Annotated in this window: 23 protein-coding genes; 21 read left to right on the plus strand and 2 right to left on the minus strand. The window is 62.4% G+C overall.

From position 1 onward, the window contains the following. Positions 1–119: 119 nt before the first annotated feature. The 5 genes from ACVIW0_RS13360 to ACVIW0_RS13380 all read left to right on the plus strand — a co-directional run bounded on the left by ACVIW0_RS13360 (position 120) and on the right by ACVIW0_RS13380 (position 3074). Positions 120–704, plus strand: coding sequence for a thermonuclease family protein (locus tag ACVIW0_RS13360; RefSeq protein ID WP_461352759.1), 585 nt, complete (start codon positions 120–122; stop codon positions 702–704). 179 nt (positions 705–883) lie between these two features. After that, positions 884–1150, plus strand: a complete 267-nt coding sequence (locus tag ACVIW0_RS13365; RefSeq protein ID WP_461352760.1) for a hypothetical protein — start codon at positions 884–886, stop codon at positions 1148–1150. 211 nt (positions 1151–1361) lie between these two features. Next, positions 1362–2171 (plus strand): DNA -binding domain-containing protein, encoded by an 810-nt coding sequence (locus tag ACVIW0_RS13370; RefSeq protein WP_461357316.1) that lies wholly within the window; start codon positions 1362–1364, stop codon positions 2169–2171. A gap of 155 nt (positions 2172–2326) precedes the next feature. Next, entirely contained in the window at positions 2327–2545 is a 219-nt protein-coding gene (locus tag ACVIW0_RS13375; protein WP_157113190.1) for a helix-turn-helix domain-containing protein, read from the plus strand. After that, positions 2535–3074 carry a S26 family signal peptidase gene (locus ACVIW0_RS13380; RefSeq protein WP_461352761.1) on the plus strand — a complete coding sequence of 180 codons (540 nt, stop codon included), beginning with the start codon at positions 2535–2537 and terminating at the stop codon, positions 3072–3074. Before ACVIW0_RS13375 ends, ACVIW0_RS13380 begins: the two co-directional genes overlap by 11 nt. A 133-nt stretch (positions 3075–3207) precedes the next feature. Here the strand turns inward: ACVIW0_RS13380 and ACVIW0_RS13385 are convergent, their stop codons facing one another. Continuing rightward, positions 3208–3456, minus strand: a complete 249-nt coding sequence (locus ACVIW0_RS13385) for a hypothetical protein (RefSeq protein ID WP_461352762.1) — start codon at positions 3454–3456, stop codon at positions 3208–3210. A 356-nt stretch (positions 3457–3812) separates the two neighbouring features. Between ACVIW0_RS13385 and ACVIW0_RS13390 the strand changes: the two genes are divergently transcribed. The 3 genes from ACVIW0_RS13390 to rlxS all read left to right on the plus strand — a co-directional run bounded on the left by ACVIW0_RS13390 (position 3813) and on the right by rlxS (position 7986). Beyond that, positions 3813–4064, plus strand: coding sequence for a PilZ domain-containing protein (locus tag ACVIW0_RS13390; RefSeq protein WP_461352763.1), 252 nt, complete (start codon positions 3813–3815; stop codon positions 4062–4064). Positions 4065–5050: 986 nt separating this feature from the next. After that, a complete protein-coding gene (locus tag ACVIW0_RS13395) occupies positions 5051–5362 on the plus strand; it encodes a DUF736 domain-containing protein (protein ID WP_461352764.1) in 312 nt (103 codons plus the stop codon). A gap of 656 nt (positions 5363–6018) precedes the next feature. Further along, a complete protein-coding gene (gene rlxS, locus ACVIW0_RS13400; RefSeq protein ID WP_461352765.1) occupies positions 6019–7986 on the plus strand; it encodes a relaxase/mobilization nuclease RlxS in 1968 nt (655 codons plus the stop codon). Positions 7987–8188: 202 nt separating this feature from the next. On the opposite strand, the gene ACVIW0_RS13405 is transcribed toward rlxS, so the two are convergent. Then, the gene (locus ACVIW0_RS13405; RefSeq protein WP_461352766.1) at positions 8189–9319 is read right to left on the minus strand and encodes a Fic family protein; all 1131 of its coding nucleotides are present in this window, start codon (positions 9317–9319) and stop codon (positions 8189–8191) included. 619 nt (positions 9320–9938) lie between these two features. Here ACVIW0_RS13405 and ACVIW0_RS13410 point away from each other — a divergent pair. The 13 genes from ACVIW0_RS13410 (at position 9939) to ACVIW0_RS13470 (ending at position 24649) form a co-directional block, all read left to right on the plus strand. Further along, positions 9939–11969, plus strand: coding sequence for a conjugal transfer protein TraG (locus ACVIW0_RS13410; protein WP_461357317.1), 2031 nt, complete (start codon positions 9939–9941; stop codon positions 11967–11969). Between the two features lie 12 nt (positions 11970–11981). Further along, positions 11982–12533, plus strand: coding sequence for a CopG family transcriptional regulator (locus ACVIW0_RS13415; protein WP_461352767.1), 552 nt, complete (start codon positions 11982–11984; stop codon positions 12531–12533). Next, positions 12526–13509: a P-type conjugative transfer ATPase TrbB gene (gene trbB, locus ACVIW0_RS13420; protein WP_461315196.1), complete on the plus strand. Its 984-nt coding sequence runs from the start codon at positions 12526–12528 to the stop codon at positions 13507–13509. The genes ACVIW0_RS13415 and trbB overlap by 8 nt, the downstream gene beginning before the upstream one ends. A gap of 78 nt (positions 13510–13587) precedes the next feature. Next, positions 13588–13896 carry a TrbC/VirB2 family type IV secretion system protein gene (locus ACVIW0_RS13425; RefSeq protein WP_461357318.1) on the plus strand — a complete coding sequence of 103 codons (309 nt, stop codon included), beginning with the start codon at positions 13588–13590 and terminating at the stop codon, positions 13894–13896. Then, a complete protein-coding gene (locus ACVIW0_RS13430; protein WP_461352768.1) occupies positions 13896–14153 on the plus strand; it encodes a VirB3 family type IV secretion system protein in 258 nt (85 codons plus the stop codon). The genes ACVIW0_RS13425 and ACVIW0_RS13430 overlap by 1 nt, the downstream gene beginning before the upstream one ends. Next, positions 14147–16723, plus strand: a complete 2577-nt coding sequence (gene trbE, locus ACVIW0_RS13435) for a conjugal transfer protein TrbE (protein ID WP_461352769.1) — start codon at positions 14147–14149, stop codon at positions 16721–16723. Before ACVIW0_RS13430 ends, trbE begins: the two co-directional genes overlap by 7 nt. Positions 16724–16749: 26 nt before the next feature. Beyond that, a complete protein-coding gene (trbJ, locus tag ACVIW0_RS13440) occupies positions 16750–17502 on the plus strand; it encodes a P-type conjugative transfer protein TrbJ (RefSeq protein ID WP_461352770.1) in 753 nt (250 codons plus the stop codon). Between the two features lie 11 nt (positions 17503–17513). Further along, entirely contained in the window at positions 17514–18677 is a 1164-nt protein-coding gene (gene trbL, locus ACVIW0_RS13445; RefSeq protein ID WP_461352771.1) for a P-type conjugative transfer protein TrbL, read from the plus strand. A gap of 3 nt (positions 18678–18680) precedes the next feature. Then, positions 18681–19385, plus strand: coding sequence for a conjugal transfer protein TrbF (gene trbF / locus ACVIW0_RS13450; RefSeq protein WP_461352772.1), 705 nt, complete (start codon positions 18681–18683; stop codon positions 19383–19385). Then, the gene (gene trbG, locus ACVIW0_RS13455) at positions 19382–20407 is read left to right on the plus strand and encodes a P-type conjugative transfer protein TrbG (protein ID WP_461352773.1); all 1026 of its coding nucleotides are present in this window, start codon (positions 19382–19384) and stop codon (positions 20405–20407) included. Before trbF ends, trbG begins: the two co-directional genes overlap by 4 nt. Beyond that, on the plus strand, positions 20404–21687 hold the full coding sequence (locus tag ACVIW0_RS13460; RefSeq protein ID WP_461352774.1) for a TraB/TrbI/VirB10 family type IV secretion system protein: 1284 nt from the start codon (positions 20404–20406) through the stop codon (positions 21685–21687). Before trbG ends, ACVIW0_RS13460 begins: the two co-directional genes overlap by 4 nt. Before the next feature lie 2 nt (positions 21688–21689). Then, positions 21690–21923 carry a DUF2274 domain-containing protein gene (locus ACVIW0_RS13465; protein ID WP_461352775.1) on the plus strand — a complete coding sequence of 78 codons (234 nt, stop codon included), beginning with the start codon at positions 21690–21692 and terminating at the stop codon, positions 21921–21923. 767 nt (positions 21924–22690) lie between these two features. Further along, positions 22691–24649, plus strand: a complete 1959-nt coding sequence (locus tag ACVIW0_RS13470) for a primary-amine oxidase (protein WP_461352776.1) — start codon at positions 22691–22693, stop codon at positions 24647–24649. Positions 24650–24736 lie beyond the last annotated feature (87 nt).

Raw genomic sequence — 24736 nt, forward strand, 5'->3', positions numbered from 1 at the left:
GGCGACGTTGACCGCGACGCTCGTGATGCTGGCGCGGGTCGTTTCCTCGTTGACGGTCGGGACGCCATAGTCCGTCGGCCGGACATATGGACCGGTAAACGGGAGGATGTCGCGAGAGCATGTCGCAAGTATCGGGCGTTGCGCGGTCGGACCGGATCCCGGGATGGCGGCGGCTTGCAGGCCGCGCATTCGCACAGCTCGTGATCGCCGCGATACCGGCCAGTCAGGCCAGCGCCGGCAACATCGCCGGGCAAGCGAGCGTGATCGACGGTGATACCATTGAAATCCATGGCACGCGCGTGCGTCTCTACGGGATCGACGCGCCGGAGCACGACCAGCTCTGCCGCGATCCGCATGGCGGGCACTATCGCTGTGGCCAGTTGGCCGCGAACGCGCTGGGCGCGTTCATCGGCCGGCAGACGGTGGCCTGCGTGGAGGTCGATCTCGACCGCTACGGGCGGTCCGTGGCAGTCTGCAGCGCCGGGAAGGTCGATCTGGCCGACTGGCTGGTGCGCGGCGGGCTTGCGATCGACTGGCCGCGCTACAGCAAAGGTGATTACGCGTCAGCCGAAGCCGAAGCGCGAAGCAAGCGAAGCGGCATTTGGAACGGAGAATTTGTCGAGCCGTGGCGCTACCGTCAATGCGTCGGCGCCGGAGGCCGGCCTAATGGCTGCTCCGAGAGGCCGAAGGGCGGGCAGCGATAGGGCGCGGCTTTCAGGGGCGGGGCGGCGGGACGGTGCGAAACGACACCCGTTGCAGAAAGGATCCGAACAGCCGGTTCACAAGAAACCGGACCCATGTGCATCAATCCAGTGGCTGCTTGAGCCGTGTGCACATGGGGCCGGCCTGATCGTCGCCGCGGCTTTCGGAAGGCCATCTTGCGATGGGTTACGTCATCGTCCTAATCGGTGCGACCGGCGATGCCGCGGCGGCCTGGGCGCGAAAAAACGCGCGCTACTTCTTCATCTTCTTGGTTTTCTTGGCGACCTTCTTGGTCGCCTTCGCCGCCTTCTTCGCTTTCTTGGCCATGTCGTCCTCGTGGTTTGGTTGGCTTGACGAATATGCGAACGCCGTGAATCTGCGCGCGCACCGCCAAGCTAATCTGAAACTAGCAAGATTGATACCACGTCGGCTTAACGCGGTGCCCTGAGCGTCGAGCGCCAATCAGCGATCTTCGCGTCCTGCGCTTGCTGCGCGGCTGCTGCGCCCTCTCCGGAGATAGGGTTGCCGGCTCGTCGGCAGGCTTCTGGCTATGCGGTCGTGCCCCGCGTTCGGTGAGTGAGGTTGAGGAGCCGTGCTCTTGCCCCAATCGGCCGAAACGATCATAAGCACAACCTCAAGGCGTGGTGGCCCTCTTGAACATGTGGCAGCACAGGCGAGCTCGGCGCGACGGCGGCGAAGCGGCTCCCGGTCAGGTCCGCTTCGACGCCGCCGACTGGGCATGGGAGTTCCTGCGCCGTAACGCCGACTACGCCGCGGACTGGCGTCGCTCCGTCCCGCGTCATCCGCCGTGCCTCACGCTTATGGATGGCACGCGGCTACTGCAGCTACCGCGCCGGTTCCCGCTTGCCGAAAAATGGGGGCTTCTGGCGTTCGCGGACCCAGTGCTCGCCGCGCGCGATGCGCCGGTGTTCTGGCATGCGCGCGCATTGAAACGCGTAGTGCGGCTGAGGGCGCTGCCACCGCGCGAGGGCGACAAGGAGCCACCGAACTTGCTCGCCGATTTCAGGGTCGAGCGCCACGCGGTGATCGACGCTGACGGTCGGGTGCTCGTGGTGCTGAAGGGCAGAGGCGTCCACGTCGCGGTCCAGCTCCACGATCTCCGGGTTTTGACCCGCCGGTTCCGACCAGCCTTCGAGCTCGAAAGGCTGTCCGATCTTGCGGACCAGACGGAGCTCTTGAAGCGATTGCAGCGCTTCATGGTGAGCGGGACGGCGCCGCCTGAGACCTCAGTGTTTGGCGGCGACGAGCGGCTTCGCCAAGCGCTGCTTGCGCTCGACGAAAGCCTGAACGGCAAGACCTATCGGCAGATCGCAACCACGATCTTCGGCGCGAAGATGGTCGCCGAGGACTGGCAGGGGCCAAGCCAGTTTCTGAAAGACCGGACCCGGCGGCTGGTCGCCAAGGGCACCGAGCTGATGAAGGGCGGGTACCGCGATCTGCTCGGCTGAGCGGCCGGCCTGCCTCTCGCTGGACGAGACCTGCCCGCGCGGGGTGGCAAACCGCGCCGACTGATCTTCGCCACTCGGATTCCAGCGCGATCTGACGACGCTGCTCCTCGCATCCCGTGTCTTGCGGGCTCTGCGCGAGGGAGTACCGGACAAACATGACGAAAATGGAAGACAAGCAGCCTGACAAGCCGTTCCTGAATACGACGGAAGCGGCCGCCTGGCTCAGGCTCACCAAGAACACGCTGGAGAAAATGCGGGTGCAAGGACGCGGGCCGGTATATCGAAAGCACGGCCGCTACGTCCGCTATCACATCGAGGACCTCGTGGAATTCTCGCAAGCCAGCAAGCGGAGGTCGACGTCCGATGCGGATTGATCCACGCCGTCGCTTCAGGAGGGCCGCGATCCTCGCGACCATGTGCGGCGGCATCGTCACGCTGTCCGTTGCCTTTGCCGATCGCGTGCCGCTTGTGATCTACAATGCTTCCGGCAGCGCGCCGCTCGGCTTCTATGTGCTCGAGCAGCGCCTGCCGGCAAGGGGGGAGCTTGCGGTGCTGAGGCCGCCGCCTCCGATCGAGCTTCTGATCGTCGCGCACGAGATCGCGCCACCGGCGGTGCCGCTGCTCAAGCGGGTGGCCGCGGTCGCGGGCGAGGAGGTCTGCCGCTCCAGGCAACCGATGGATGCGATTTCGATAGGTGGCAAGGTCGCGGCCGAGGTGCAGGAGAAGGACCACGCAGGCCGGCCGTTGCCGTCCTGGGAGGGCTGCATGCGGCTTGTCGAGGGGGAGTATTTTCTGCTGCAGCCGCATCCTCTCTCGTTCGATTCGAGGTATTTCGGGCCGGTCCTGCGCTGCGATATTCTCGGCGTCGCTCGCCCGCTCTGGACCTGGAAGCCGGACTTTTGAGCTGCGGGTCGAAGTCGATGCTATCGCAATCGCTGACCGAGCTGATCGAGCGGCGAGGTGAAAACCGGCGCCTCGCTACTCGATTTGCCGGTCCTGTTTGGACCAATCTCGCGCAATGGCCGACACCCATGGGCTATGCCTGATCCAAGCGCTCATTAGTCATTTGATAAGCAATCCTTGATCGGAGATTAACCTCTCTGGTCGACACTTCCCATCCAGCCTGACCGGAGACGTGGAAGTTGTCTTTCCAGCTGACCGTCCTAAAAGGCTGGATGGCCAGCCCACTGGGCGGGCCTCCGTCGCCGAAGTTCGGCACGCGGTCGAAATACTGATGAACAGCGGTAAAGACTGGACTGATCGCATGAAGCGATTGGCCGAACATGCGCCTGACCTGAACATCTTCTCAGCCAAATTTGTGGTTCGCGATGCAGAAGGTTGGGAGATCACGGAAGAGGGACGGCAATTCCTCGCCGCACTTCAAACGGCGGTCGCTGTTCGAAGGTCGCCGCTTCGCCCGGTCGACGCTCCGCCAACGAGCGAGCCCGCCGCAAGAAATACGGCGAAATCATCTGATCTTCCGCGCGGGCATCGCCGCAACGGGCCGCGGCGCCGTCGCGGGAAAGGTCGATCCAATCGGCGCACGGCATGATGCCGCGCGTCGAGTTCCGTCGTTAGTGGACACGCAACGTATCTCGTACGGCAACGGTGTTATTTTGCATTGATTATTGAGGGCACGACATGATTGTTCTTCCTGACAGACGAAGGTCTGTCCGCAATCCATCGCTCGACAATGCGCTGATCAGGTTTGGTGACTTGTCATTGTGCTGCTTCGTGCGCGATATCACCGCGCATGGCGCAGCGCTCAAGGCAGACGAACCGCCATCCTCTCTTCCCGACCAATTCACGCTTATCGTTCCGCCCAGCAAGACTTACACGTGCAGCGTCGTTTGGCGCGAAGGCGACTGGGTTGGCGTCGTGTTCATTGTGTGACGACTATTGCCAGATGCCTGCGAATTGCGGGGAAAAGCCATGGCAATATGATTTAGGTCAAACGCGGGCCCAGCCGAGCCGGCCTATCCTGCTGTGAATTCAGTGGGACGCCATGGACGACGACTTTTGCAAAGAGAGAGCGCGGACCGTGCGGGCGCTCGCCGAACAGGCAGATCCCTTCATCAGGAGACGTCTGCTGCAACTCGCTGATCACTACGAGCGGCGCGTTGTGATTCAGCCAGATGGCGCCGATCGCGATCCGAAGCAAGGCGCAGGGCAGCAAACCAGGGAGCCACGTGAGCGGCTCCGATAGGCTCCAAGAACCGAATGTGCGCCTGACAGCGGGTAGCCGATCTCATGGATGCACCAAGTGGCGAGGCGCAACACAAACCCTTCCTCCGGTCAGGCGAGCGATCCGCGCGATCAACGCCAAGCGCCGCAGTTCCGGGAGAGTGTCGCGCCTTGCTTTGCCGGGCAAGCCAACCAGACCGGCCGCTTCGATCCTGTCATGCCGCCGCGCTGTAAAGAGCGCACTGTGACGGAAATTCCGGGGGTATTGCCCGGTTCATTCTCGCGAAAAATGCGGCCAGGTTCTTTTGTGCTGTGCGGCTGCGTCTCGCCGTGATTGACCTGCGGGCATTGGCTTGTCCTTCGCCGACCCAGCCAGCTTCTGGCGCTGCTCGGAGGTGGTTGCCACAGCCAGCTCCGTCCGTTTGCTCGGGCCGCGTCCAGCCCAGTCACGATTGGGCTGATCAAGCCCGGGGGACGGCAAGCGCCTCGACGCCCTCCCGGAACGGCTCACGCCTGCTTTTTTCCCCTGCCGCGAAGTGGCGGCATTCCTCGCGGGAAGACAAAAAAGCAGGCTTGTCGCCGTCCTCCGCTGGCGCTGCGGGCCCCAAAAGGCTGCGGGCCGATCGCTCCCCGGGCAAGGGATCGCCATCGAGGCTGCGATGGACGCGGCCCGAGCAAAACAGACGGAGATTATCATGGCGACCATCGGCACTTTCACCGCATCAGAGAACGGCTACACCGGCTCGATCAAGACGCTGACGCTCAACATCAAGGCCAAGTTCGCAGCGTCCGAGAAGGACAACGACAAGGCTCCCGACTACCGGATCTTCGCCGGCGCGACCGAGTTCGGCGCCGCCTGGAAGAAGACCGTCCGCGACAGCGATCGCGAATATCTCTGGGTCAAGCTCGACGATCCGAGCTTCCCCGCCCCGATCTACGCCTCGCTGGTGAAGGTCGACGGCGAGGATGGTTTCAGCCTGATCTGGTCCCGCCGCAGCGGCGAGTGATCCTGACAGATCATGGGCCCCCCCTCCCCAGAGGCGGGGCATTTTGCGCATCTTGCGCCGCTTTGGAAAGGACCGGAGCGGTATCCTACACTCTGATCAAGCCGTCGCCGCCGGCCAACATACCATCAATCGGGCGGATCTCTGCGCGCCGTTCTGCGCTGATTTTCAGGAGTATCCCCGTCGTTTCAAGAGCCGATTGTCGGTCTCGGCGCGATGGGCGACTTGACCACGCGATAGTGCCTGTGATGTGGCTCCGTCCATCCGATGGAAAGATGTGCCGCGACGGCGACCGCGCTGCCTTGCTGCGCGAGTTTGTGCCGCCGATGAGCGCGCAAGAGTACACGGCGTACCGGAATTCTCCTCGCGGATGACGCGTCACGGCGTCGACTCAAGAGCCTTGTCACAGCAGAAAGAGGCAGCGAGAATGGGTGAGATGAAGCGCACGAGACGACCGAATAGGAATGCAAGATAAAAGCACTGGCGCTACGAAGCGCTCAAGCCGTTGTCTGCACATCCAAGATTTGGCGCTCCCTGAGCATTCGCCTTCACCAAGCTCGACCCAACGCAATGGCGAGCTTGGGCAATTGCGTCTGCGTCTTGGCGATCGTTCGTCGGCTCCACATATCCGCGTCTTCTCCAACCGTCGGATGCGGACCATGCGAGAAATCGACGACGAATTCGAAGTAAAGCTCGGACGGATTGGCAACCGCAGAGCCAGGAAGGCGACCAGCTATCTTCGGCGCATCCGTCAGGAGGCGGCTAAGGCCGGCGCCGTCGCGCAACGGGCTTCGTCGTTCACCGGTGGCCGCATCGGCCGCGGCCACGCGCAAGGTGCGGTACTGGCGGGCCGTGGTCGAAACCCGGGCCAGCGCCGCGTCGTGATCAAAGCCCGGATCGTTCGCATCAAGGCCGGTGACCCCGGTGCGTTGCGGGCGCACCTTCGCTACGTCCAGCGCGATGGCGTCACGCGCGCTGGCGAACCAGGCGAACTCTACGATGCGGGCAACGACCGCGCCGATGGCAAGGCATTCACGGAACGCAGCGCCGGCGACCGCCACCAGTTCCGCTTTATCGTGGCGCCAGAGGATAGCGCCGAACTGTCGGACCTGAGGCCGTTCGTCCGCGATCTGATGCATCAGATGGAGCAGGATCTCGGTACCAGGCTCGACTGGGTCGCGGCGGATCATTTCAACACAGGCCATCCTCATACGCACGTCGTCGCGCGTGGCAAGGACGACGAAGGAAATGACCTCGTCATCGCGCGTGACTATATCGCCCATGGTTTCCGATCGCGCGCAGCCGAGCTCATCACCCGGGAGCTCGGCCCCGAAACGGAAATCGAGGTCGCGCGCAAGCTCCAGCAAGAAGTCGCGGCCGAGCGGTTCACGCGGCTCGACCGGGCCATTCTGCGCGACGCTCGGGACGGGCTTCTGGAGTCGGGGGCGTTATCCGGGCGCGAACCTGCCTGGCAGACGGCACGGATTGGACGGCTGCGAACCTTGGAGCGGATGGGGCTCGCAGAAGAGAGCGAGCCGGGGCGCTGGCGGATCGACGCTGAGCTTGAGCCGAAGCTGCGACGCATGGGGGAACGCGGCGACATCATTAAGACCATGCATCGTGAGCTTGCTGCGGCAGGAGTTTCGAAAGCCGCCGGGGACTATGCGATCTTCGATCCGGAACGCGGTGGCAATCGCCTGGTCGGACGGGTTGTCGGCGAAGGATTCGCCGATGAACTGACGGAGCGGCGCTATGTCGTGCTTGATGGGGTGGACGGGCGAACGCACTATGCCGAGATTGGTGCTCTCGGTGCCAACGACGAGCCGCCGGTGCGCAACGCCATCCTGGAACTCAGATCGCGTGCCGCCGAACCGCGCACAATTGACCGGACGATCGCAGAAATCGCTGCCCGCCATGGCGGCATCTACAGCGACCGTCTGCATCGGGAGTTCGATCCCCAAGCATCGGGCGGATTTGTCGGATCTCACGTCCGTCGTCTAGAGGCAATGCGGCGCGAAGGGATCGTAACCCGTCTTGCCGACGGCAGTTGGAGTGTGGGTCGGGACTATCTGGACCGCGCTCTCCGATACGAGAAACTCCAGCAATCACGCAATCCAGCGCGGGTCGCCGTGCTGTCATGGCAAAGGCTTGAAGATTTGCCGCAGGCGCTGGGTGCAACCTGGCTCGATCGCAAGCTCGTTGGGAAGGCGCCCGATGAGCTCGCGTCGAGCGGCTTTGGCGCGGATGTCGAGACCGCGTTGCGAGCAAGGCGGCAATGGCTGATCGAGCAGGGGCTGGCGCGGGAGGACGGTGGCCGGATGCGCTTTGCGCGGAACATGCTCGAGACCCTCGAAGCGCGCGAACTAGCGCGGACCGCGGCCGACATATCCGCGCGCACTGGCCTTGCACATGTCGGTGCCAAGGCCGGTGACACGATCAGTGGCATCTACCGGCGTAGCTTGACACTGAACAGTGGAAGGTTTGCGCTGATCGAGCGATCCCATGATTTCGTGCTGGTGCCGTGGCGGCCGGTGCTGGAGAGGGCGCGTGGGCAATTGGTCACCGGAATTGTCGGCGGCGAGGGTATCTCCTGGTCGATCGGGATCAAGCGCGGGATCGGACGCTGAAGGGCGATGGAGTTCGCCGGACGGTTCAGCTACCTGCGAAGCCGCTTGCGTGAAATCTTCCGAGTTGAATGCAAGGTGCTGCGATCGTTACCGGTTATACTATTCTTGCGAAAATAGTATAACCAGCCAGTGCGTTCGGAGCGGCTGTTGTCGTGCGGTACGGGCCGTTCACTTTGCTACCCGCGCCTGAGCCAGTATTTGATCACCGCGTTCGCTCGCCACGGCGTTCAGATGAGACGAGGGAGTAACTCGTGCTTCGGCCTCCGCCCTCGTCCTTGGCGAGGATGCCCTGATCGACGAGGCCCTGGATATCGCGCAAGGCAGTATCGGGCGAGCACTTCTCGATCGTTGCCCATTTGCTCGATGTCAGTTTGCCCTCGAAGCCGTCCAGCAGGCGGTTCAGCATATCACGCTGCCGGTCGTTGATCTGGGCTGGGGCATGCCGCTTCCAGAAGTCCGCCTTGTCGAGCACGGCTGCGAGAATGGTCTCCGCCCCACTGAAGGCGCGGTCGAGACAGCCCAGGAACCAATCAAGCCACGGTGTGACGTTGAGATCACCCTTCTGGGTGGTCTCCAGCAAATCGTAGTAGGTCTTCCGTTCCGCGCGGATCTGGGCGGACATGCTGTAGAAGCGCTGCGGAATTCCTTCAGAGCGGGCAAGCGACATGTCGGCGATGGCACGCGCGATGCGCCCGTTGCCGTCCTGGAAGGGATGGATGGTCACGAACCAGAGATGCGCGATTGCGGCCTTGATGATCGGATCGATTTTCTCTTCGGTGTTGTACCAGTCAAGGAACGCGGTCATTTCAGCGTCAAGCTTTTCGGCGGTCGGTGCTTCGTAGTGCACGCGCTCACGTCCGTAGTCGCCGGAGACGACCTGCATCGGTCCTGCCGAGGCGTCGCGCCAGGCGCCCACGGCGATCTTCTTCATGTTGCTGCGTCCGGTCGGAAACAGCGAGGAGTGCCAGCCGAAAAGTCTCTCTGCTGTGAGCTCTGCTTTGAACTTCTGAGTAGCGTCGAGCATCATCTCGACCACGCCCTCGACGTTGCGATCCGCTGACGGTAGGGCACCCGCATCCATGCCGAGGCGACGCGCGAGCGAAGAGCGCACCGCGTCCTTGTCGAGTTTTTCTCCCTCGATCTCGCTGGACTTGAGGACTTCCTCGGTCAGGGTCGTGAGCACGGCCTCCTCCTGCTGGGGAAAGCCCAAAGCCTGCATCCGGCCGATGAGCTGGCCCTGGCGCAGGCGGACGGCTGCAAGCTGTTTCGCCAAGGTGTCGCTATCCCAGGAAAAGTGAGGCCAATCAGGTAGTTGGTGGATATAGTCCGCCATTCTCCGCGCTCCTTGCGGAGAATATGGCGACTTTCCCCGCATTTGCAAGGTTATTCACCGCATATCGTGCGGAGAATAGGGAGGCTAATCTCCGCATGCGACCAGACGGCCAATCTTGAGGCGGGTCCGTTGGCAACTCGCCCGCCGCTCCGCCCTCGCGCTCCATTCGAAGCCACCCCAATTCACGGCAGATGACGTTGGCGCTACCTTCGCCAGACGTCCGCCGATGGCGATGGCTGCGCGCGAGCTCGTTCGTGCGCTTATCCTCGTTTCGCAAAGTGAGTATAACGCCGCCCTTTTGCGGACACATCGGTCGATGCGCGGTCGAACATCTGCGCTCGAGCAACGCGATCGATTCATCCTCTCACTCCCCGCGCGCGCCAGTGCATGAGCAAATCAACGCAAGCTGGATGATTGGTCCAACTTGATCACGGCGTTCACAGTCTATTGAGCCGCTTCCTCAACCACGCCGAGATTGTCGCATCGACGATCTCGCATTGATGGGCTTGATCGATACGGATCTCGTTGTCGCAAGCGATTTTTATTTAGGTTGAGTGTGCGACGGACTCCCGCTTTTTATCTCGCCGCGCTCGTTCGCGAGAGTTGAGTGGGGCAGAAAATGTTTCCGGCAAAAATCTACCTCGGCCAGATCACGATCGTCTTCGGCATCGTCATCGCATCAACATGGGGAGCAACCCAATGGACGGCGGCGGCGCTCGGATTTCAGGAGCGACTTGGCGCGCCATGGTTCCTGATCGTCGGCTATCGCGTCTATCTGCCCTGGCGATTGTTCGAATGGTGGTACGCGTACGAAGTCTATGCACCCGAGATTTTTGAGGAGGGCGGAGCCATCGCCGCCGCCGGCGGCATCGCAGGCGCGCTGTTTGCGATCGTCAACTCGGTGTGGCGTGCGCGCCAAAGCCAACTGGTGACGACCTACGGATCAGCGCGGTGGGCAACGGCGAAGGAAATCAAAACTGCCGGCCTGCTCACCCCCAAGGGCGTGTTTCTAGGGCGCCTCGAGAACAACTACCTGCGTCACGATGGGCCGGAGCACGTCATGTGTTTTGCCCCGACGCGGTCGGGCAAGGGCGTCGGACTGGTGCTGCCCACATTGCTCTCATGGACGTCATCGGCCGTGGTGCACGACATCAAAGGCGAAAACTGGGAGCTGACCTCCGGTTGGCGGTCGACGTTTTCCCATTGCCTGTTGTTTAATCCCACCGACGCAAGAAGCGCCTGCTACAATCCGCTGCTCGAGGTGCGCAAAGGCGCCGCCGAAGTTCGCGACGTCCAGAATATCGCTGACATCCTAGTCGACCCCGAAGGCGCGCTTGAACGCCGAACCCATTGGGAAAAGACCAGTCATTCGCTTCTGGTTGGTGTCATTCTTCACGTTCTCTATGCGGAAGAAAAAAAGACGCTCACTAGGGTCACCGAGATTCTGGCGGATCCGGCGCAGTCCTTTGAGAAGACGCTCAGGATCATGCTGGCAACCAATCATCTCGGTACCGATGCCGAGCCGAAGGTACACCCCGTCGTGGCCGCGACGGCACGAGAGCTTCTCAACAAGTCTGAAAACGAGCGTTCCGGCGTGCTGTCGACCGCCGTGAGTTTTCTTGGCCTATACCGCGACCCCGTCGTCAGCCGAAACACCGGAAGCTGCGACTGGCGTATCGCCGATCTCGTGAGTGCCGACAAGCCGGTCACGCTTTATCTCGTCGTTCCACCGTCCGACATCAGCCGTACCAAGCCGCTGATCAGGCTGATCCTCAACCAGATCGGCCGCCGGTTGACCGAGGTGCTGAAACCTAAGGAACGTGACGGCAGGCATCGCCAGCTCCTGATGATGCTGGATGAGTTTCCCGCGCTCGGCCGGCTCGACTTCTTTGAAAGTGCGCTTGCCTTCATGGCGGGCTATGGCATCCGCGCCTACCTGATCGCGCAGTCGCTCAACCAGATCGCAAAGGCCTATGGCGAGAACAATGCGATCCTGGACAATTGCCACGTCCGCATCGCCTTTGCCGCCAATGACGAGCGGACCGCAAAGCGCATCTCGGATGCGCTCGGCACTGCGACCGAATTGCGTGCACAGCGCAACTATGCGGGCCATCGACTGGCTCCCTGGCTTGGCCATGTCATGGTCAGCCGTCAGGAGACCGCGCGTCCCTTGCTGACGCCCGGCGAAGTGATGCAGCTGCCGCAGGATCAGGCCATCGTCCTTGTTTCGGGACTTGCACCGGTCCGGGCAATGAAGCTGCGCCACTACCAGGACGCAAACTTCGTCAGTCGTCTGCGCAAGCCGCCATCTCTGGCGGGCGACGCGTACGCCGACCGGCCGGCTGCCCGTCCCGACGATTGGGGCGGTGAGGTGCGCTCCGTCGACCTGCGCCTCGCGACCTTGCCGTACCGCGAGCTCATGCAGACCGGCGGCGAGGAGGGCGGTCTCAAGCAGCAATTGCCGCTGCTCGATGAGGCCGCACTGCCTCCTAGCGACGTTCGCACCATCGAAGAGCGATTGCTCGACGATGAGTCTGACGTTGCCGCCGACCGCAGCCAGATGCAGCAAGCGGCGGCAAATACATCGAGCGCCGTCCGCCGCGCACATGCGGTCACCCGCGATGACGACGATCTCCTCCCTTCCTTCTGAAGAGTTCTGGCAATGAAACCGAAACTGTCAGCGTATGTTTCCGAAAGCGTCGCGCAGCGGCTTGAGCTCGCCGCCAAGCGCCCGGGATCCAACAAATCGGCGATCGTGAATGCCGCGCTGGATCGCTTTCTCAACCCTGAGCGGGACACCAGTGGCGATGCGGCGCTGATCCGGAGGTTCGACCGGATGAGCCGGCAGATGGAACGGGCCGACCGCGATCTCGGCGTCCTGGCGGAAACCATTGCGCTCTTCATCCGCTACTACCTGACGATCACGCCGCCGCTGCCTTCGAGCGATCAGGACGCCGCGCGGGCGCTCGGACGCGAGCGGTTCGAGATGTTTGTCGCGCAGGTCGGCAAACGCGTGGCTGCGGGCGGCCGGCTTGTTGCCGACGTCATGGATCGGGTCAGCGCCGCGAAGCCGGATCTCTTCATGCGCAACCTGGAGGAGGAAGCCCCTCCGGGCGGAGCCCAAGCTCGCGATATCGGATCCCGTGCGCCGAGCGCCACGGGCGAGCCGCCGGAGCATTCTCCGGCAGGGCGAGAGGAGGTCGGCAATGTCTGATCTCCTCTCGCCAGAGACCCGTGAACGCCGTCGCAGCATGTTGCGGACCGCGATGGGCCCCGCAATCGCGCTCGCCCTCGAGGAAGCTGACGTGGTCGAGGTCATGGTCAATCCCGATGGAAAGCTCTGGCTTGACCGCCACGGCACGGGTCGCGCCGACACCGGCGTTGTCCTGACGCCGCAGGAGTCGGAGCGGATCATTCGGCTGGTTGCGAGCCACGTGCGCGCGGAAGCGAGCGGTTCGTCTCCGATCATCTCGGCGGAGCTCCCCGAAACCGGCGAACGCTTTGAGGGCATCTTGCCACCGGTTTCGCTGGCGCCATGCTTTTCGATCCGCAAGCCGGCAACGACCACATTCCGCCTTTCCGACTACGTCAGGGCTCAGATTGCCTCGCCGCTGATGGCAAAGGTGCTGACCACCGCAGTCATCGAGGCGCGCAGCATTCTGATCGCCGGCGGCACCGGCTCGGGCAAGACGACGCTCGCCAACGCGCTTCTTGCGGAAATCGCCGGCCTTGAGGAGCGGGTGGTCATTATCGAGGACACCCGCGAGCTGCGCTGCGGTGCAAAGGATGCCGTGACGCTCCGGACCAAGGCGGGCGTGGCGAGCCTGGCTGATCTTGTCCGCTCGACGCTTCGCTTGCGTCCCGATCGAATCATCGTCGGCGAAGTCAGGGGCGCCGAGGCGCTCGACATGCTGAAGGCCTGGAATACCGGTCACCCCGGTGGAATTGCCACGGTTCATGCCAACTCTGCCCGCGCTGCGCTCTACCGGATCGAACAACTGATCCAGGAAGCGGTCGCAACCGTGCCGCGTCGGCTCATCGCCGAGGCGATCGACCTCATCGTCTTCATCAAGGGGCGGGGTCCCGCACGGCGCATCGAGACTGTCGTCGAGCTCAGGGGCCTCAATCCGGCAGGCGACTACCTGCTTGAGACCCCGCCCGGATTTCCAAACGTCCTCCACCGTCCCTGATCCCAAGGAGCCCGCAATATGTCCATTCGACTGCATCTCAAGATGCGTGCGCATCTTTGCCGCTATCGTTCGATCCGCATGTTTCCCCTGGTCGAGCTTAGCGCGGCCTCGGCATGTGTGCTTCTCAGCGTCTCGGCGGCACATGCCGCCGGTTCAGGCATGCCGTGGGAAGCGCCACTCGAGCGCGTGCTGGAATCCGTCCAAGGGCCCGTCGCCAAGATCGTCGCGGTCATCATCATCACCGTGACAGGCATCTCGCTGGCCTTCGGCGACACGTCCGGCGGATTCCGCAAGATGGTCCAGGTCGTGTTCGGCCTCTCGATCGCCTTTGCTGCGAGTTCCTTCTTTCTCTCGTTCTTCTCGTTCGGTGGTGGAGCACTGATCTGATGCGCGCGGAAGGTTTCGAACTCGTGCTCCACCGCTCATTGACTGAACCCATCCTGATTGGCGGGGCGCCACGCGCCGCGGCCATCCTGATCGGGACCCTGTCCGCCGTGCTGGCGCTCGGCTTGCGGCTTTGGTTGGCCGGCCTCGTGCTCTGGGTCGTCGGACACAGCATGGCCGTTTGGCTCGCCAAGCGCGATCCAGCCTTTGTCGAGGTCGCCATCCGGCACACTAAGCACAAGGGGCGGCTCGCATGCTGAACCTGAGAGAATTTCGCAGCAACGCGTATCGGCTGGCTGATTGGCTGCCATGGGTATGCCTGGTCGCTCCAGGCGTCATCCTCAACAAGGATGGCAGCTTCCAGCGGACGATCCGCTACCGCGGACCGGACCTCGACAGCGCGACCGAGGCCGAACTGATGAGCGTCGCGTCACGGGTCAACAACGTTCTGAAGCGTTTCGGCTCGGGCTGGGCGCTCTTCTTTGATGCGACGCGCATCCCGGCTGGCGAATATCCGCGATCGGAGTTTCCGGATTCGGTATCCTGGCTGGTTGATGAGGAGCGCCGTGCTGCGTTCGCAGGCGCCGCCGGGGCGACGTGGGAGGATCCGTCACGCCCCGGCGGGCAGCACTTTGAAAGTGTGCTGCATCTGACCTTAATGTACTTGCCGCCGCCGGAGAGGGTCTCGCGCTTCGAGGGCTTGTTCCTGGAGCGTCCGAGGAGCAGGAAACGAACAGCAAGGCGAGGTCGGCGACATCAATCGATCGCGGAGGTCGATCAAGCCGAGAATCTGGCGAAAATCGACATCCGCGACGCGGAGATCGAGGGCGGGCATCCCGAGAGAAGCGAGCAGGGCTACCGGGACCATCTCGAGCGCTTCGTCCAGGAAACCGACCGCGCGATCGATCTGCTCTCGTCGGTCCTGCCGGAAATCTGGCCGCTCAACGATGCGGAGACGCTCACCTATCTTCATGGCTGTATCTCGACCAAGCGCCATCCGGTCGGCGTTCCCGAGATTCCGGTCTATCTCGACTGCTTCCTGAGCGACGAGCCGCTGACCGGCGGATTGTCGCCTGCGATCGGGCGCAGCCATCTTCGCGCGCTGACTGTGCTGGGGTTTCCGCACGTCACCTTTCCGGGCCTGCTTGATGAACTGAACCGGCTCGGCGTCGCCTATCGCTGGGCAACCCGCTTCATTCCGCTCGAGCGCACCCAGGCGAACGCCACGCTGTCGCGTTACCGCCGGCAATGGTTTGCCAAGCGAAAGTCGCTTGCCGCGATCCTGAAGGAAGTGATGTTCAACGAGCAGGCGGCGCTGCTCGACACCGACGCCAGCAACAAGGCAGTTGATGCGGACGCGGCGCTCTCCGAGCTCGGTGACGACCTGGTTGCCTTCGGCTACATCACGACGACAGTCACCGTCAGTGACGAGGACTCCCATCAGGCGGACGAGAAGATCCGCGCGGTCGAGCGGGTGATCAACAGCCGCGGGTTCACAGCCATCCGCGAGAGCGTCAATGCGGTGGAGGCTTGGCTCGGCGGGCTGCCTGGGCAAGCCTATGCCAACATCCGCCAGCCCATCGTTCACACGCTGAACTTGGCCCACATGTGCCCATTGTCGGCGGTATGGGCCGGACCGGAGCGCTGCGAGCACCTTGATGGACCGCCGCTTCTGGTTGCGAAAACCAAGGGCGCGACCCCGTTCCGGCTGTCGCTCTACGCTGGCGACGTCGGGCATACCATCGTTGTGGGTCCGACAGGGGCGGGCAAGTCCGTTTTGTTGTCGATGCTCGCGCTGCAGTTCCGACGCTATCCGAATGCACAACTGATTACCTTTGACAAGGGCAGGTCCGCACGTGCCACCACGCTTGCGTTGTCGGGGGCCTGGTATGAGCTGGGTGCCAGGGGCGGCATCGCGTTTCAGCCGCTCAAGGATGTCGCGGAGGAGGGGGCAAGGCTCTGGGCGCTCGACTGGCTTTGCGGCGTGCTAGCTCATGAGCGCGTCACCGTGACGCCGGATGTCAAGGAGACGCTCTGGTCGGCGCTCAAGAGCCTCGGTTCGGCGCCCGTCCCGCAGCGGACCATGACCGGGCTTGTGGCGCTGCTTGCCCGCGACGCGTTGCGGCAGGCGCTGCAGCCTTACACGCTCGAGGGACCTTACGGTCGTTTCCTCGATGCAGACGCGGACCGGCTTTCGGGGGCGGACGTGCTGACCTTCGAGATGGAGGAACTGATGGCATTGCCGGGCCTGGTGGCGCCGGTACTGACCTATCTCTTTCACACCCTCGAAGGCCGCTTTGATGGCCGACCGACATTGCTGGTGCTGGATGAAGCCTGGGTGTTTCTCGACGACCCGCTGTTTGCGAACCGGATTCGCGAATGGCTGAAGACGCTGCGCAAGAAGAACGTGGCAGTGATCTTTGCCACGCAGTCGCTCGCCGACATCGCCGACAGCGAGATTGCGCCCGCGATCATCGAATCCTGTTTGACCAGGATTTTCCTGCCCAACCCCCGTGCCCTTGAGCCGACCCAGATCGAGACCTATCGGCGCTTCGGCCTGAACGACACGCAGGTGCGCCTGATCGGAGAAGCTTTTCCCAAGCGCGACTACTATCTGCAGTCGCGTGCCGGCAACCGCCTGTTTGAGCTCGGCCTTGGTCCGGTCGCGCTCGCGCTTGTGGGAGCGTCCTCGCCGGAGGATCAGCGCGCCATTGATGCGGTCCTGGCCCGCACCGGGCCTCACCATTTCGCCGAGCGTTACCTCGCCGAACGCGGTCTGCACTGGGCCGCCAACCTGATCAGCAGCTTCGAACAGGCCCACAGGGCCTGACCTCAACTTGATCCCTGGAGTCTTCCATGCTCGAAAGTATCGGCCGCGTGTTCACGGGTACAACCTCAAGAATTATCGTAACAACAATACTATCGTTTGTCATCGCCGTGAACGGGTCGCGACGGCTCGGGGCGTTCGATATCGTGTTCGATCCTTCGAACTACGGCCAGAATCTCCTGACCGCCGCGCGCGCGCTCGAGCAGATCAACAATCAGGTCAGGAGCCTCGAAAACCAGGCGCAGTCGCTGCTCAATCAGGCCAAGCATCTCGCAAGCCTGCCCACGAGCGTCGTGGGTCAGCTGACATCGACGATCAATCAGATGAACGGCCTGATCAACCAGGCAAAGAACATCTCCTTCGATGTTCAGGCGACGCAGCAGGACTTCCAGCGGCTCTATCCCCGCCAGTACGCGGCCGCCGTCTCGTCCGACAAGATGGTGCAGGACGCCACAATGCGTTGGGACAATAGCTACGACGGGCTGAAGCAGTCGCTCACCGTTCAATCGGCCATCGTCAGTACGCTCGACCAGGATGGGCAGACGCTGCGAACGCTGATGGCCAGGTCGTCTGCTGCAGTCGGCTCCCTGCAGGCGCAGCAGTCGGGCAATGAACTTCTCGCCTTGCAGATCAAGCAGTCGCTGCAGGCCCAGGCATTGATGGCAACGCAAGCGCGCGCCGACACCTTGCGAGCCGCCGAGCAGCAGGCATCGGCGGCTGCCGCGAAGGAACGGTTCATCCGCTTCATCGGCGACGGCCATGCCTATGCTGGCGGCAAGTAGGCGAGGGCACCATGGCTGATCTTTCCGTGATCGACCGCTTTACCGAGACCTTCTCGCGCTACATCGATTCTGGGTTTGGTCTTCTGTCCGGTGAAGTCTCGTTCCTCAGTGCGACCCTGATCGGCATCGACGTGACGCTTGCGGGGCTGGCCTGGAGCATGCGCGGTGATGACCATATCCTCGTCACGTTGGCGAAGAAGGTGCTCTATGTCGGCGCGTTTGCGTTTATCATCGCCAACTTCAAGAGCCTCGCGGATATCGTCTTTGCGTCGTTCTCCGGCATCGGGCTTAAGGCCTCCGGCGGCAGCTTAAGCGCTGCCGACTTGGCGCGGCCGGGCTTTGTCGCCGCTGCCGGGTTCACAGCGGCCCATCCTCTGCTGGAGGAGACCGGCCAATTCTCGGGCTTCGACGTCCTGACCAACCTGCCGACGATCCTGATCCTGCTGTTCTGCTGGATCCTGATCGTGCTCGCGTTCTTCATCCTCTCGGTGCAGCTCTTCGTCACGCTGATTGAGTTCAAGCTGACGACGCTGGCAAGCTTCATCCTGGTGCCGTTCGCCTTGTGGGGGAAGACTGCGTTCTTAGCCGAGAAGACGCTCGGTAACGTCGTCGCGTCGGGCGTGAAGGTGATGGTGCTCGCGATCATCATCGGCATCGGCTCCACCATCTTCGGTCAGCTTGCGGGAACGTTGACGCGGCCGATCGACATTGCGTCGGCCATGAGCCTGCTGCTTGCGGCGCTCTCGCTGTTCGGCCTCGGCATCTTTGGTCCGGGGATCGCAGCAGGACTGGTTTCCGGGGCGCCTCAGCTTGGCGCTGGAGCCGCCGCCGGATCGGTGGCGGGCGCAGCGGCCGTCGTGATCGGCGGCGGAGCGGTGGCCATGGGTGGCCTGCGCGCTGCGGCGGGCGGTTCAATGGCCGCCGTCCGCTCTGCAGCATCACTCGCGGGTGCGTCCTCGGCTGCTGGCACGTCGGGCGGCGCCTTATCGGTGGGGCAGGCCGCGGGTGCAAGCGCGGGCGGCAAAACGAGCAGTGCGGCCGCCCCAGGCGCAAGTCAAGCGACCGGCTCGCCGGGGCGCGGACATGCGAGAGAAGCGGCACAGGTGGCCGCTCATACCCTGAAGGAAGGTGACAAGGGCGGTCATTCGTCGGGTCCAAAACTGGCGGAGGAGTAAGCCATGGCATCTCACCCCTTTCAGCGCGTGTCGGTCCGCTATGGCGAGACGCCAAAGCCCGTCACTCCCTATCAGAAGGCAGCTCAGGTCTGGGACGAGCGGCTCGGCTCCGCCCGTGTCCAGGCAAGCAACTGGCGGCTGGCGGCGCTGGCAGCCATCGGGCTGTCCAGTGTCCTTGGTGTGACGATCTTTACGCAGATCGCGCGCTCGGGTGTCGTGCCCTACGTGGTCGAGGTCGATCGGCTCGGTGAAGTCCGCGCCGTTGGACCGGCACTCGAAGCCTACCAGCCATCAGACGCGCAGATCGCGCATTTCCTTGCGCGGTTCATCGAGAACGTACGGTCGCTGTCGATCGATCCGGTCATCGTCCGGGCCAACTGGCTGCATGCCTACGACTTCGTCACCGACCGCGGCGCGCAGGCGTTGAACGACTACGCGCGGGAAACCGATCCGTTCACAAAGATCGGGTCGAAGACGGTGACCGCCGAAGTCACATCCGTGGTGCGCGCGTCCGGCGACAGCTTCGAGATCCGCTGGAAGGAAAACGCCTACGAGAACGGCGCGGTCGCAAAGACCGAACGCTTCACGGGTCTCGTTACCACGGTCCTCAAGCCGCCCGCAGATGCGGACACGCTACGGAAGAATCCGCTCGGCCTCTACGTTCATTCCCTCAACTGGTCGCGCGACCTCATTGGAGACGCCAAATGAACTCTGCCGCTCTCACCAGGCTCGCGTCGGCCAGCGTCCTTGCCTTGTCGCTTGCGCTTGCCGGATGCGCCACCAAGCTCAACCTCGAAGCGCCGTATGATGAAATGTCCTTTGAGAAGGCCGTTCCAGAGACCGATCCGCCGGCGCCGGTACAAGTCGTCGAAACGCCAAAGGTTCTGCCGCTGCCGGGCCAGTTGAAACCCGTTCCGCCTAAGGGCGGCAAGGAAGAAAAGCTACCGCCGGAGCAGGCGATCGCCAAGGCCAACAAGGCGGCGAGAATGGAGCCGACGCGTGCCGGATACATCAACGCCATCCAGGTCTATCCGTGGACGGAAGGTGCGCTCTACCGGCTCTATGCAAGCCCAGAAAAGGTCTCGACCATCGGGCTTCAGCCGGGCGAGGAACTGGTCGACGTCTCGACCGGAGATACGGTTCGCTGGGTGGTTGGCGATACCTCGAGCGGGCAGGGGAATTCCCGGCGCGTGCACATCCTGGTCAAGCCGACATTGCCGGATATTCAGACCAACCTCGTGGTCCTGACCGACCGACGGGCCTATCACCTCGAGCTCGTCTCGACCAAGCAGACCTACATGGCGTCGATTTCCTGGACTTATCCGACGGATACGCTTGTTGCCCTCCACAAGCAAAACGTCGCTGCCCAGGAGAGCGAGGAGCGTATCGCCGACCGCGGCGTGCGGCTCGACAGCCTGAACTTTCGTTATCGCATTGAAGGAGACGATCCGCCGTGGCGGCCGGTGCGTGCGTTTGACGATGGTCGCAAGGTCTATATCCAGATGCCATCCGGTCTCTCACAAGGGGAGGCGCCGCCCTTGTTCGTTGCCGGCGCCGATGGGCGCCCAAACCTCGTCAATTACCGGGTTCGTGGTTCCTACTACATCGTCGATCGGATGTTCGGTGCTGCGGAGCTCCGTCTTGGCGAAAATCCACAGCGCGTCGTCCGGATCATTCGTATCGACGCCCGACCAGTGTCGCAGGCCTTCAGCAGCGGGAGCGCCTCATGACGACGGGATTGGATCAGGATCCAGAGCCGCTGCAACTGCGAGCGCGTCCACGGCCGGTTCGGCGTCTCAACCGGCGCGCCCTCATGGTCGGCTGCGCGACCGCCGCGCTGTTCATTGCTGGCGCGACGCTCATTGCGCTCCGACCGCACCCCTTCAAGCAGCCGGTGCGGACAGAGCTTTACAATACCGACCGCAAGCAGACCGCCGAAGGGTTGAGCAAGCTGCCAAAATCCTATGAGGAGTTACCGCCTTCGACGCCGCGGCTTGGACCACCGTCGCCGGGGGACATCGGCCGGGCCTTTGCGGAGAATGAGAAGAAGGCGGGTGTGGCGTCGGATACGGGCTTCCGGACCAACCCGGAGGAAGACGCTGAACGGGCTGAACGCATCCGGCAAACTCGCGTCGCCCAACAGGCAAAGGAGTCGGGCTTGTTCTTTCGTCTGTCGGAAAAGCAGGAGAAGCGCAAGCAGGCCAGCACGAGCACGACCGATGCGCCGGTTGCTTCGCGATCTGCATTTCGGCCATCAACCCCCGACAGCGGGCCATCGGCTGCGGAACTCGCCAAGGCGGCGCAGGCAATGGTTGACCGATCCAGCGAAATCGTTCCCTCCTCGCAGGCACGAAAGCTCGCCTTCGCGGCAGCGAAAGCCGATACGGAGACTACCAATCTTCATGCCCTCAAACCGGCACCGTCTACTTATGCCGTGATGGCTGGGTCGATCATTCCGGCGAGCCTTGTTACGGGGCTGAATTCGGACTTGCCCGGGGCGACCATCGGCCAAGTCACTGAGAACGTCTACGATACGGTGACTGGTGAGCACCTCTTGATCCCGCAGGGGACCAGGATCATGGGGAAATACGATAGCGTTGTTGCCTTTGGGCAGATGAGGGCGCTTGTCGTCTGGTCGCGACTGATCTTGCCGAACGGAAATTCGATCGTGATCGAGAACCTTCCGGCGACAGATGTCGCAGGCTACGCCGGCCTCGAGGACGAGGTGGACTTCCACACCTGGCAGTTGCTCAAGGGCGCGGCGCTGGCAACCTTGATTGGGGTCGGGACACAGCTTTCGATTGGCAATGACGAGAGCGATCTCGTGAAAGCATTGCGGGAGAGCACGCAGCAAACGACTAATCGGGCGGGACAGCGCCTAGTGGAACGGGAGCTAGACGTGCAGCCGACGATCACGGTGCGGCCGGGGTGGCCGCTGCGGGTGATTGTTTCGAAGGATCTCGTGCTGAAGCCGTACCAGGACATTCACACCGCGGCGAAGGACAGGTGAGGATGAAGCTTGCGAAGCTGCCTGATCGGACCCCGGTGAAGATGATGGTTGTGCTTGCGCCTGGCTTGGCGAAGCGGCTGCGCGAGTATGCTGTTTTCTACGCTGAGACCTACGGCAACAAGGAGGAAGTAGCTGAGCTGATACCGTTCATGCTTGAAGCATTTCTTGACAGTGACGCAGATTTTAAGAGAGGCAGCAAGAAAAGACACGGCCAACCCCTGAGCACTGCATCCTAGGTAGCAATTCTGCGTCCTATTTGGCCTTACCTCCGAGAAGCCGGGTCGTGCGCTCAACCGCTTCGACGGATTTGTGAAAGGCGACCGAGCAATGTTCTCAGCTCCGCTTCCTTTCGCCTCTTCCTTATGGGGGTTATGGCTGGCTACGAACGCGTCCACTAGGTGGTCAATGAGCCGCTCGTCCTTGCCGAAAGCCAATCAGATGCCGGTCTCATGGCAGCGGAGGCAATCTGTCCGTCGTCCAACAAAGTGATTTCTACGGAACTATTCTCGAGAACCGCGCGTTCGATCACTTGGGCCGGAACTTCGATCGACGGCTGAAGCTGCGGCTTCATAGACCGTGCTGAGGCGATCGGAAGAGACGCAGCGCTACGCGCGAGGAAGCTCAGCGGCGTCAAAGGTACGAAATTTGGCCGGAAATTTATCCAGGCCTACACCAAACGGTTTTGCTCTTCGCTCACGGAATCACGACCTCCGGAGGAGTCCGGCGCTTACATGGCCTCCTGACGGCAAGTTGCCGGTCCATGCGGTCAGCAGCACGGCAGAACCTGCAGAATCGGTCAACTGACGTATTGTCGGATAACTACGCGCAGTGGAAGCTCCGCGAACGGCTAGTCGCGAACGGCACGCCGTCCTTCGCTCGGCAAGCGAGCAGGCAGGTTGCATCCAGCTGTGGTGCTGACGTGGCTTGACGTTGCTGACGAGGCGGATCTGCGATCTCCGGATTGCGCTCCGCCCGGTCCGTCGGCAACCAAAGGAGATAAAGAATGGATACGGTCGCTGCTCCATCGTCCTGCACCTGCTCGTCGGATATCCGATCGCAGGATAGCGTGAAGCATCCTCTTGATCCCCTGACCGCTGCCGAGATTCACGGCATCGTCGAGATCGTCCGCAAGGATCCACAATACGGTGCCGACTTTCTCTTTGAGACGATCGAGCTTCTAGAGCCGGAAAAGGCAGCTGTTCGTAGGTACAGCTCCGGAGATCCGATCGACAGAACTGCACGGGTCAATCTGTTTCAGGTCAGACAGGACGGGATCTGGCGGCTAACTGTTTCCCTGACCGAGCAGAAAATCCTCACCTCCAGATATTTTCCATCGGCCAAGCCGATGATCCAACTCGAGCAGTTCACGGCCATCGAAGACGCCGTCCGCGCGGCTCCCGAGTTCATTGCCGCCTGCAAGAAGCGCGGCATCGAGGACATGTCGCTCGTCTGCATCGATCCGTGGTCGGCCGGCAATTTCGACATTCCGGGCGAAGAGGGGCGATATCTCGCGCACGTCTTTGCCTGGCTGCGTCTTCGAGAGAACGACAACCTTTATGCGCACCCGATCGGCGGCCTAAACGCGGTCGTCGACATCAAGACCTACGAGATCATCCGCGTCGACGACCATGAGATCATCCCGATTCCCCAGGCAGAGGTGAATTACGAGGCGGAGTTCATCAAGAACCCGCGCGCCCCCTACAGGCCGCTCAATATCATACAGCCCGAGGGCGTTTCGTTCAGGCTCGACGGACATCGGCTGGAATGGGATCGCTGGTCGGTGCTCGTCGGTTTCAATTCGCGCGAGGGCTTAACACTGCATGATATCAGCTACGACGGGCGGCCGATCGCGCACCGCGCATCGTTGGTGGAAATGGTCGTCCCGTACGGCACCACAGACAAGGGACACTTCCGGAAGAACGTCTTCGACATCGGCGAGTACGGCATAGGTAAGCTCGCCAACTCGCTGAAGCTCGGCTGCGATTGCCTCGGCGCCATCGCCTATCTCGATGCACATCTCGCAACGATGGACGGCAACGTCGTCACCATCGAAAACGCGATCTGCATCCATGAGGAGGATGCCGGCCTTCTGTGGAAGCATTGGGACTTCCGCTCTAACAATGTTGAGTCGCGGCGTGCCCGGAGGCTGGTGATCTCCTGCATTGCGACGGTCGCCAACTACGAATATGGGCTGTTCTGGTACTTCCATACAGACGGATCGATCCAGTTCGAGCTCAAGGCGACTGGTATCATCAATACGGCCGCGTGCCACCCGGGCCACCCCGGCAAATACGGCAGGGAGGTAGCCCCCGGCGTCGTCGGTCACATTCACCAGCACATTTTCTGCGCGCGCCTCGACATGAATATCGACGGTGACGACAACAGTGTCGTCGAGCTCAACACGAAGGCCGATCCATGGGGACCGGACAATGCCTATGGCAACGGTTTCTACGAGGAGGAAACGGTTCTGAAGACCGAGCTTGGCGGGTGCCGCCAAGTGAACCCGGCGACGCATCGGGCCTGGAAGATTATCAACCCCAATCGCAAGAACTGGGTTGGCGCGCCGACAGGGTACAAGCTCGAGGCCAGTCATCCCGTGACACCATTCATCCATCCGGAGTCGCCGTCGGGCAGACGGTCGACCTTCATCAAGAACCAGCTCTGGGTGACGGCCTTCGATCCCGAAGAGCGATATCCGGCTGGCGAACACATGAACCACTCGGATGGGACGGGAGGTGTATCCGATTTCGTCAGGAAGAACCGGAATATCGAGAACACCGATATCGTGCTCTGGCACGTCTTCGGTCTGCACCATCAGGTCCGCCCTGAGGACTTTCCCGTTCAACCGTGCATCTTCACCGGCTTCAAGCTGATGCCCAGCGGCTTCTTCGATCGCAATCCTGGCATCGATCTCGCGCCCGACAGGAACGCCGCGAGCTATCATGCGCAGGCCGCCGAGTAGGGCGCGGCTCGCCAACGGATCCGTCGCGTTCCCGCTCGTCCGACCGGCATCGTGGGCCGGTCGTTCCTCCTCCGCTGCAAGGACAAC

The sequence above is a fragment of the Bradyrhizobium sp. USDA 4454 genome (assembly GCF_054822705.1).

Coding starts and splice junctions, on each gene's coding strand:
- trbB (WP_461315196.1), top strand. CDS start 12,526: ATGTCTGATCTCCTCTCGCCAGAGACCCGTGAACGCCGTCGCAGCATG.
- ACVIW0_RS13470 (WP_461352776.1), top strand. CDS start 22,691: ATGGATACGGTCGCTGCTCCATCGTCCTGCACCTGCTCGTCGGATATC.
- ACVIW0_RS13405 (WP_461352766.1), bottom strand. CDS start 9,319: ATGGCGGACTATATCCACCAACTACCTGATTGGCCTCACTTTTCCTGG.
- ACVIW0_RS13465 (WP_461352775.1), top strand. CDS start 21,690: ATGAAGCTTGCGAAGCTGCCTGATCGGACCCCGGTGAAGATGATGGTT.
- ACVIW0_RS13370 (WP_461357316.1), top strand. CDS start 1,362: ATGTGGCAGCACAGGCGAGCTCGGCGCGACGGCGGCGAAGCGGCTCCC.
- ACVIW0_RS13365 (WP_461352760.1), top strand. CDS start 884: ATGGGTTACGTCATCGTCCTAATCGGTGCGACCGGCGATGCCGCGGCG.
- trbE (WP_461352769.1), top strand. CDS start 14,147: ATGCTGAACCTGAGAGAATTTCGCAGCAACGCGTATCGGCTGGCTGAT.
- ACVIW0_RS13410 (WP_461357317.1), top strand. CDS start 9,939: ATGTTTCCGGCAAAAATCTACCTCGGCCAGATCACGATCGTCTTCGGC.
- ACVIW0_RS13390 (WP_461352763.1), top strand. CDS start 3,813: ATGATTGTTCTTCCTGACAGACGAAGGTCTGTCCGCAATCCATCGCTC.
- trbF (WP_461352772.1), top strand. CDS start 18,681: ATGGCATCTCACCCCTTTCAGCGCGTGTCGGTCCGCTATGGCGAGACG.
- ACVIW0_RS13360 (WP_461352759.1), top strand. CDS start 120: ATGTCGCAAGTATCGGGCGTTGCGCGGTCGGACCGGATCCCGGGATGG.
- ACVIW0_RS13395 (WP_461352764.1), top strand. CDS start 5,051: ATGGCGACCATCGGCACTTTCACCGCATCAGAGAACGGCTACACCGGC.
- trbL (WP_461352771.1), top strand. CDS start 17,514: ATGGCTGATCTTTCCGTGATCGACCGCTTTACCGAGACCTTCTCGCGC.
- rlxS (WP_461352765.1), top strand. CDS start 6,019: ATGCGAGAAATCGACGACGAATTCGAAGTAAAGCTCGGACGGATTGGC.
- ACVIW0_RS13430 (WP_461352768.1), top strand. CDS start 13,896: ATGCGCGCGGAAGGTTTCGAACTCGTGCTCCACCGCTCATTGACTGAA.
- ACVIW0_RS13460 (WP_461352774.1), top strand. CDS start 20,404: ATGACGACGGGATTGGATCAGGATCCAGAGCCGCTGCAACTGCGAGCG.
- ACVIW0_RS13415 (WP_461352767.1), top strand. CDS start 11,982: ATGAAACCGAAACTGTCAGCGTATGTTTCCGAAAGCGTCGCGCAGCGG.
- ACVIW0_RS13380 (WP_461352761.1), top strand. CDS start 2,535: ATGCGGATTGATCCACGCCGTCGCTTCAGGAGGGCCGCGATCCTCGCG.
- ACVIW0_RS13425 (WP_461357318.1), top strand. CDS start 13,588: ATGTTTCCCCTGGTCGAGCTTAGCGCGGCCTCGGCATGTGTGCTTCTC.
- trbJ (WP_461352770.1), top strand. CDS start 16,750: ATGCTCGAAAGTATCGGCCGCGTGTTCACGGGTACAACCTCAAGAATT.
- ACVIW0_RS13385 (WP_461352762.1), bottom strand. CDS start 3,456: ATGTTCGGCCAATCGCTTCATGCGATCAGTCCAGTCTTTACCGCTGTT.
- trbG (WP_461352773.1), top strand. CDS start 19,382: ATGAACTCTGCCGCTCTCACCAGGCTCGCGTCGGCCAGCGTCCTTGCC.
- ACVIW0_RS13375 (WP_157113190.1), top strand. CDS start 2,327: ATGACGAAAATGGAAGACAAGCAGCCTGACAAGCCGTTCCTGAATACG.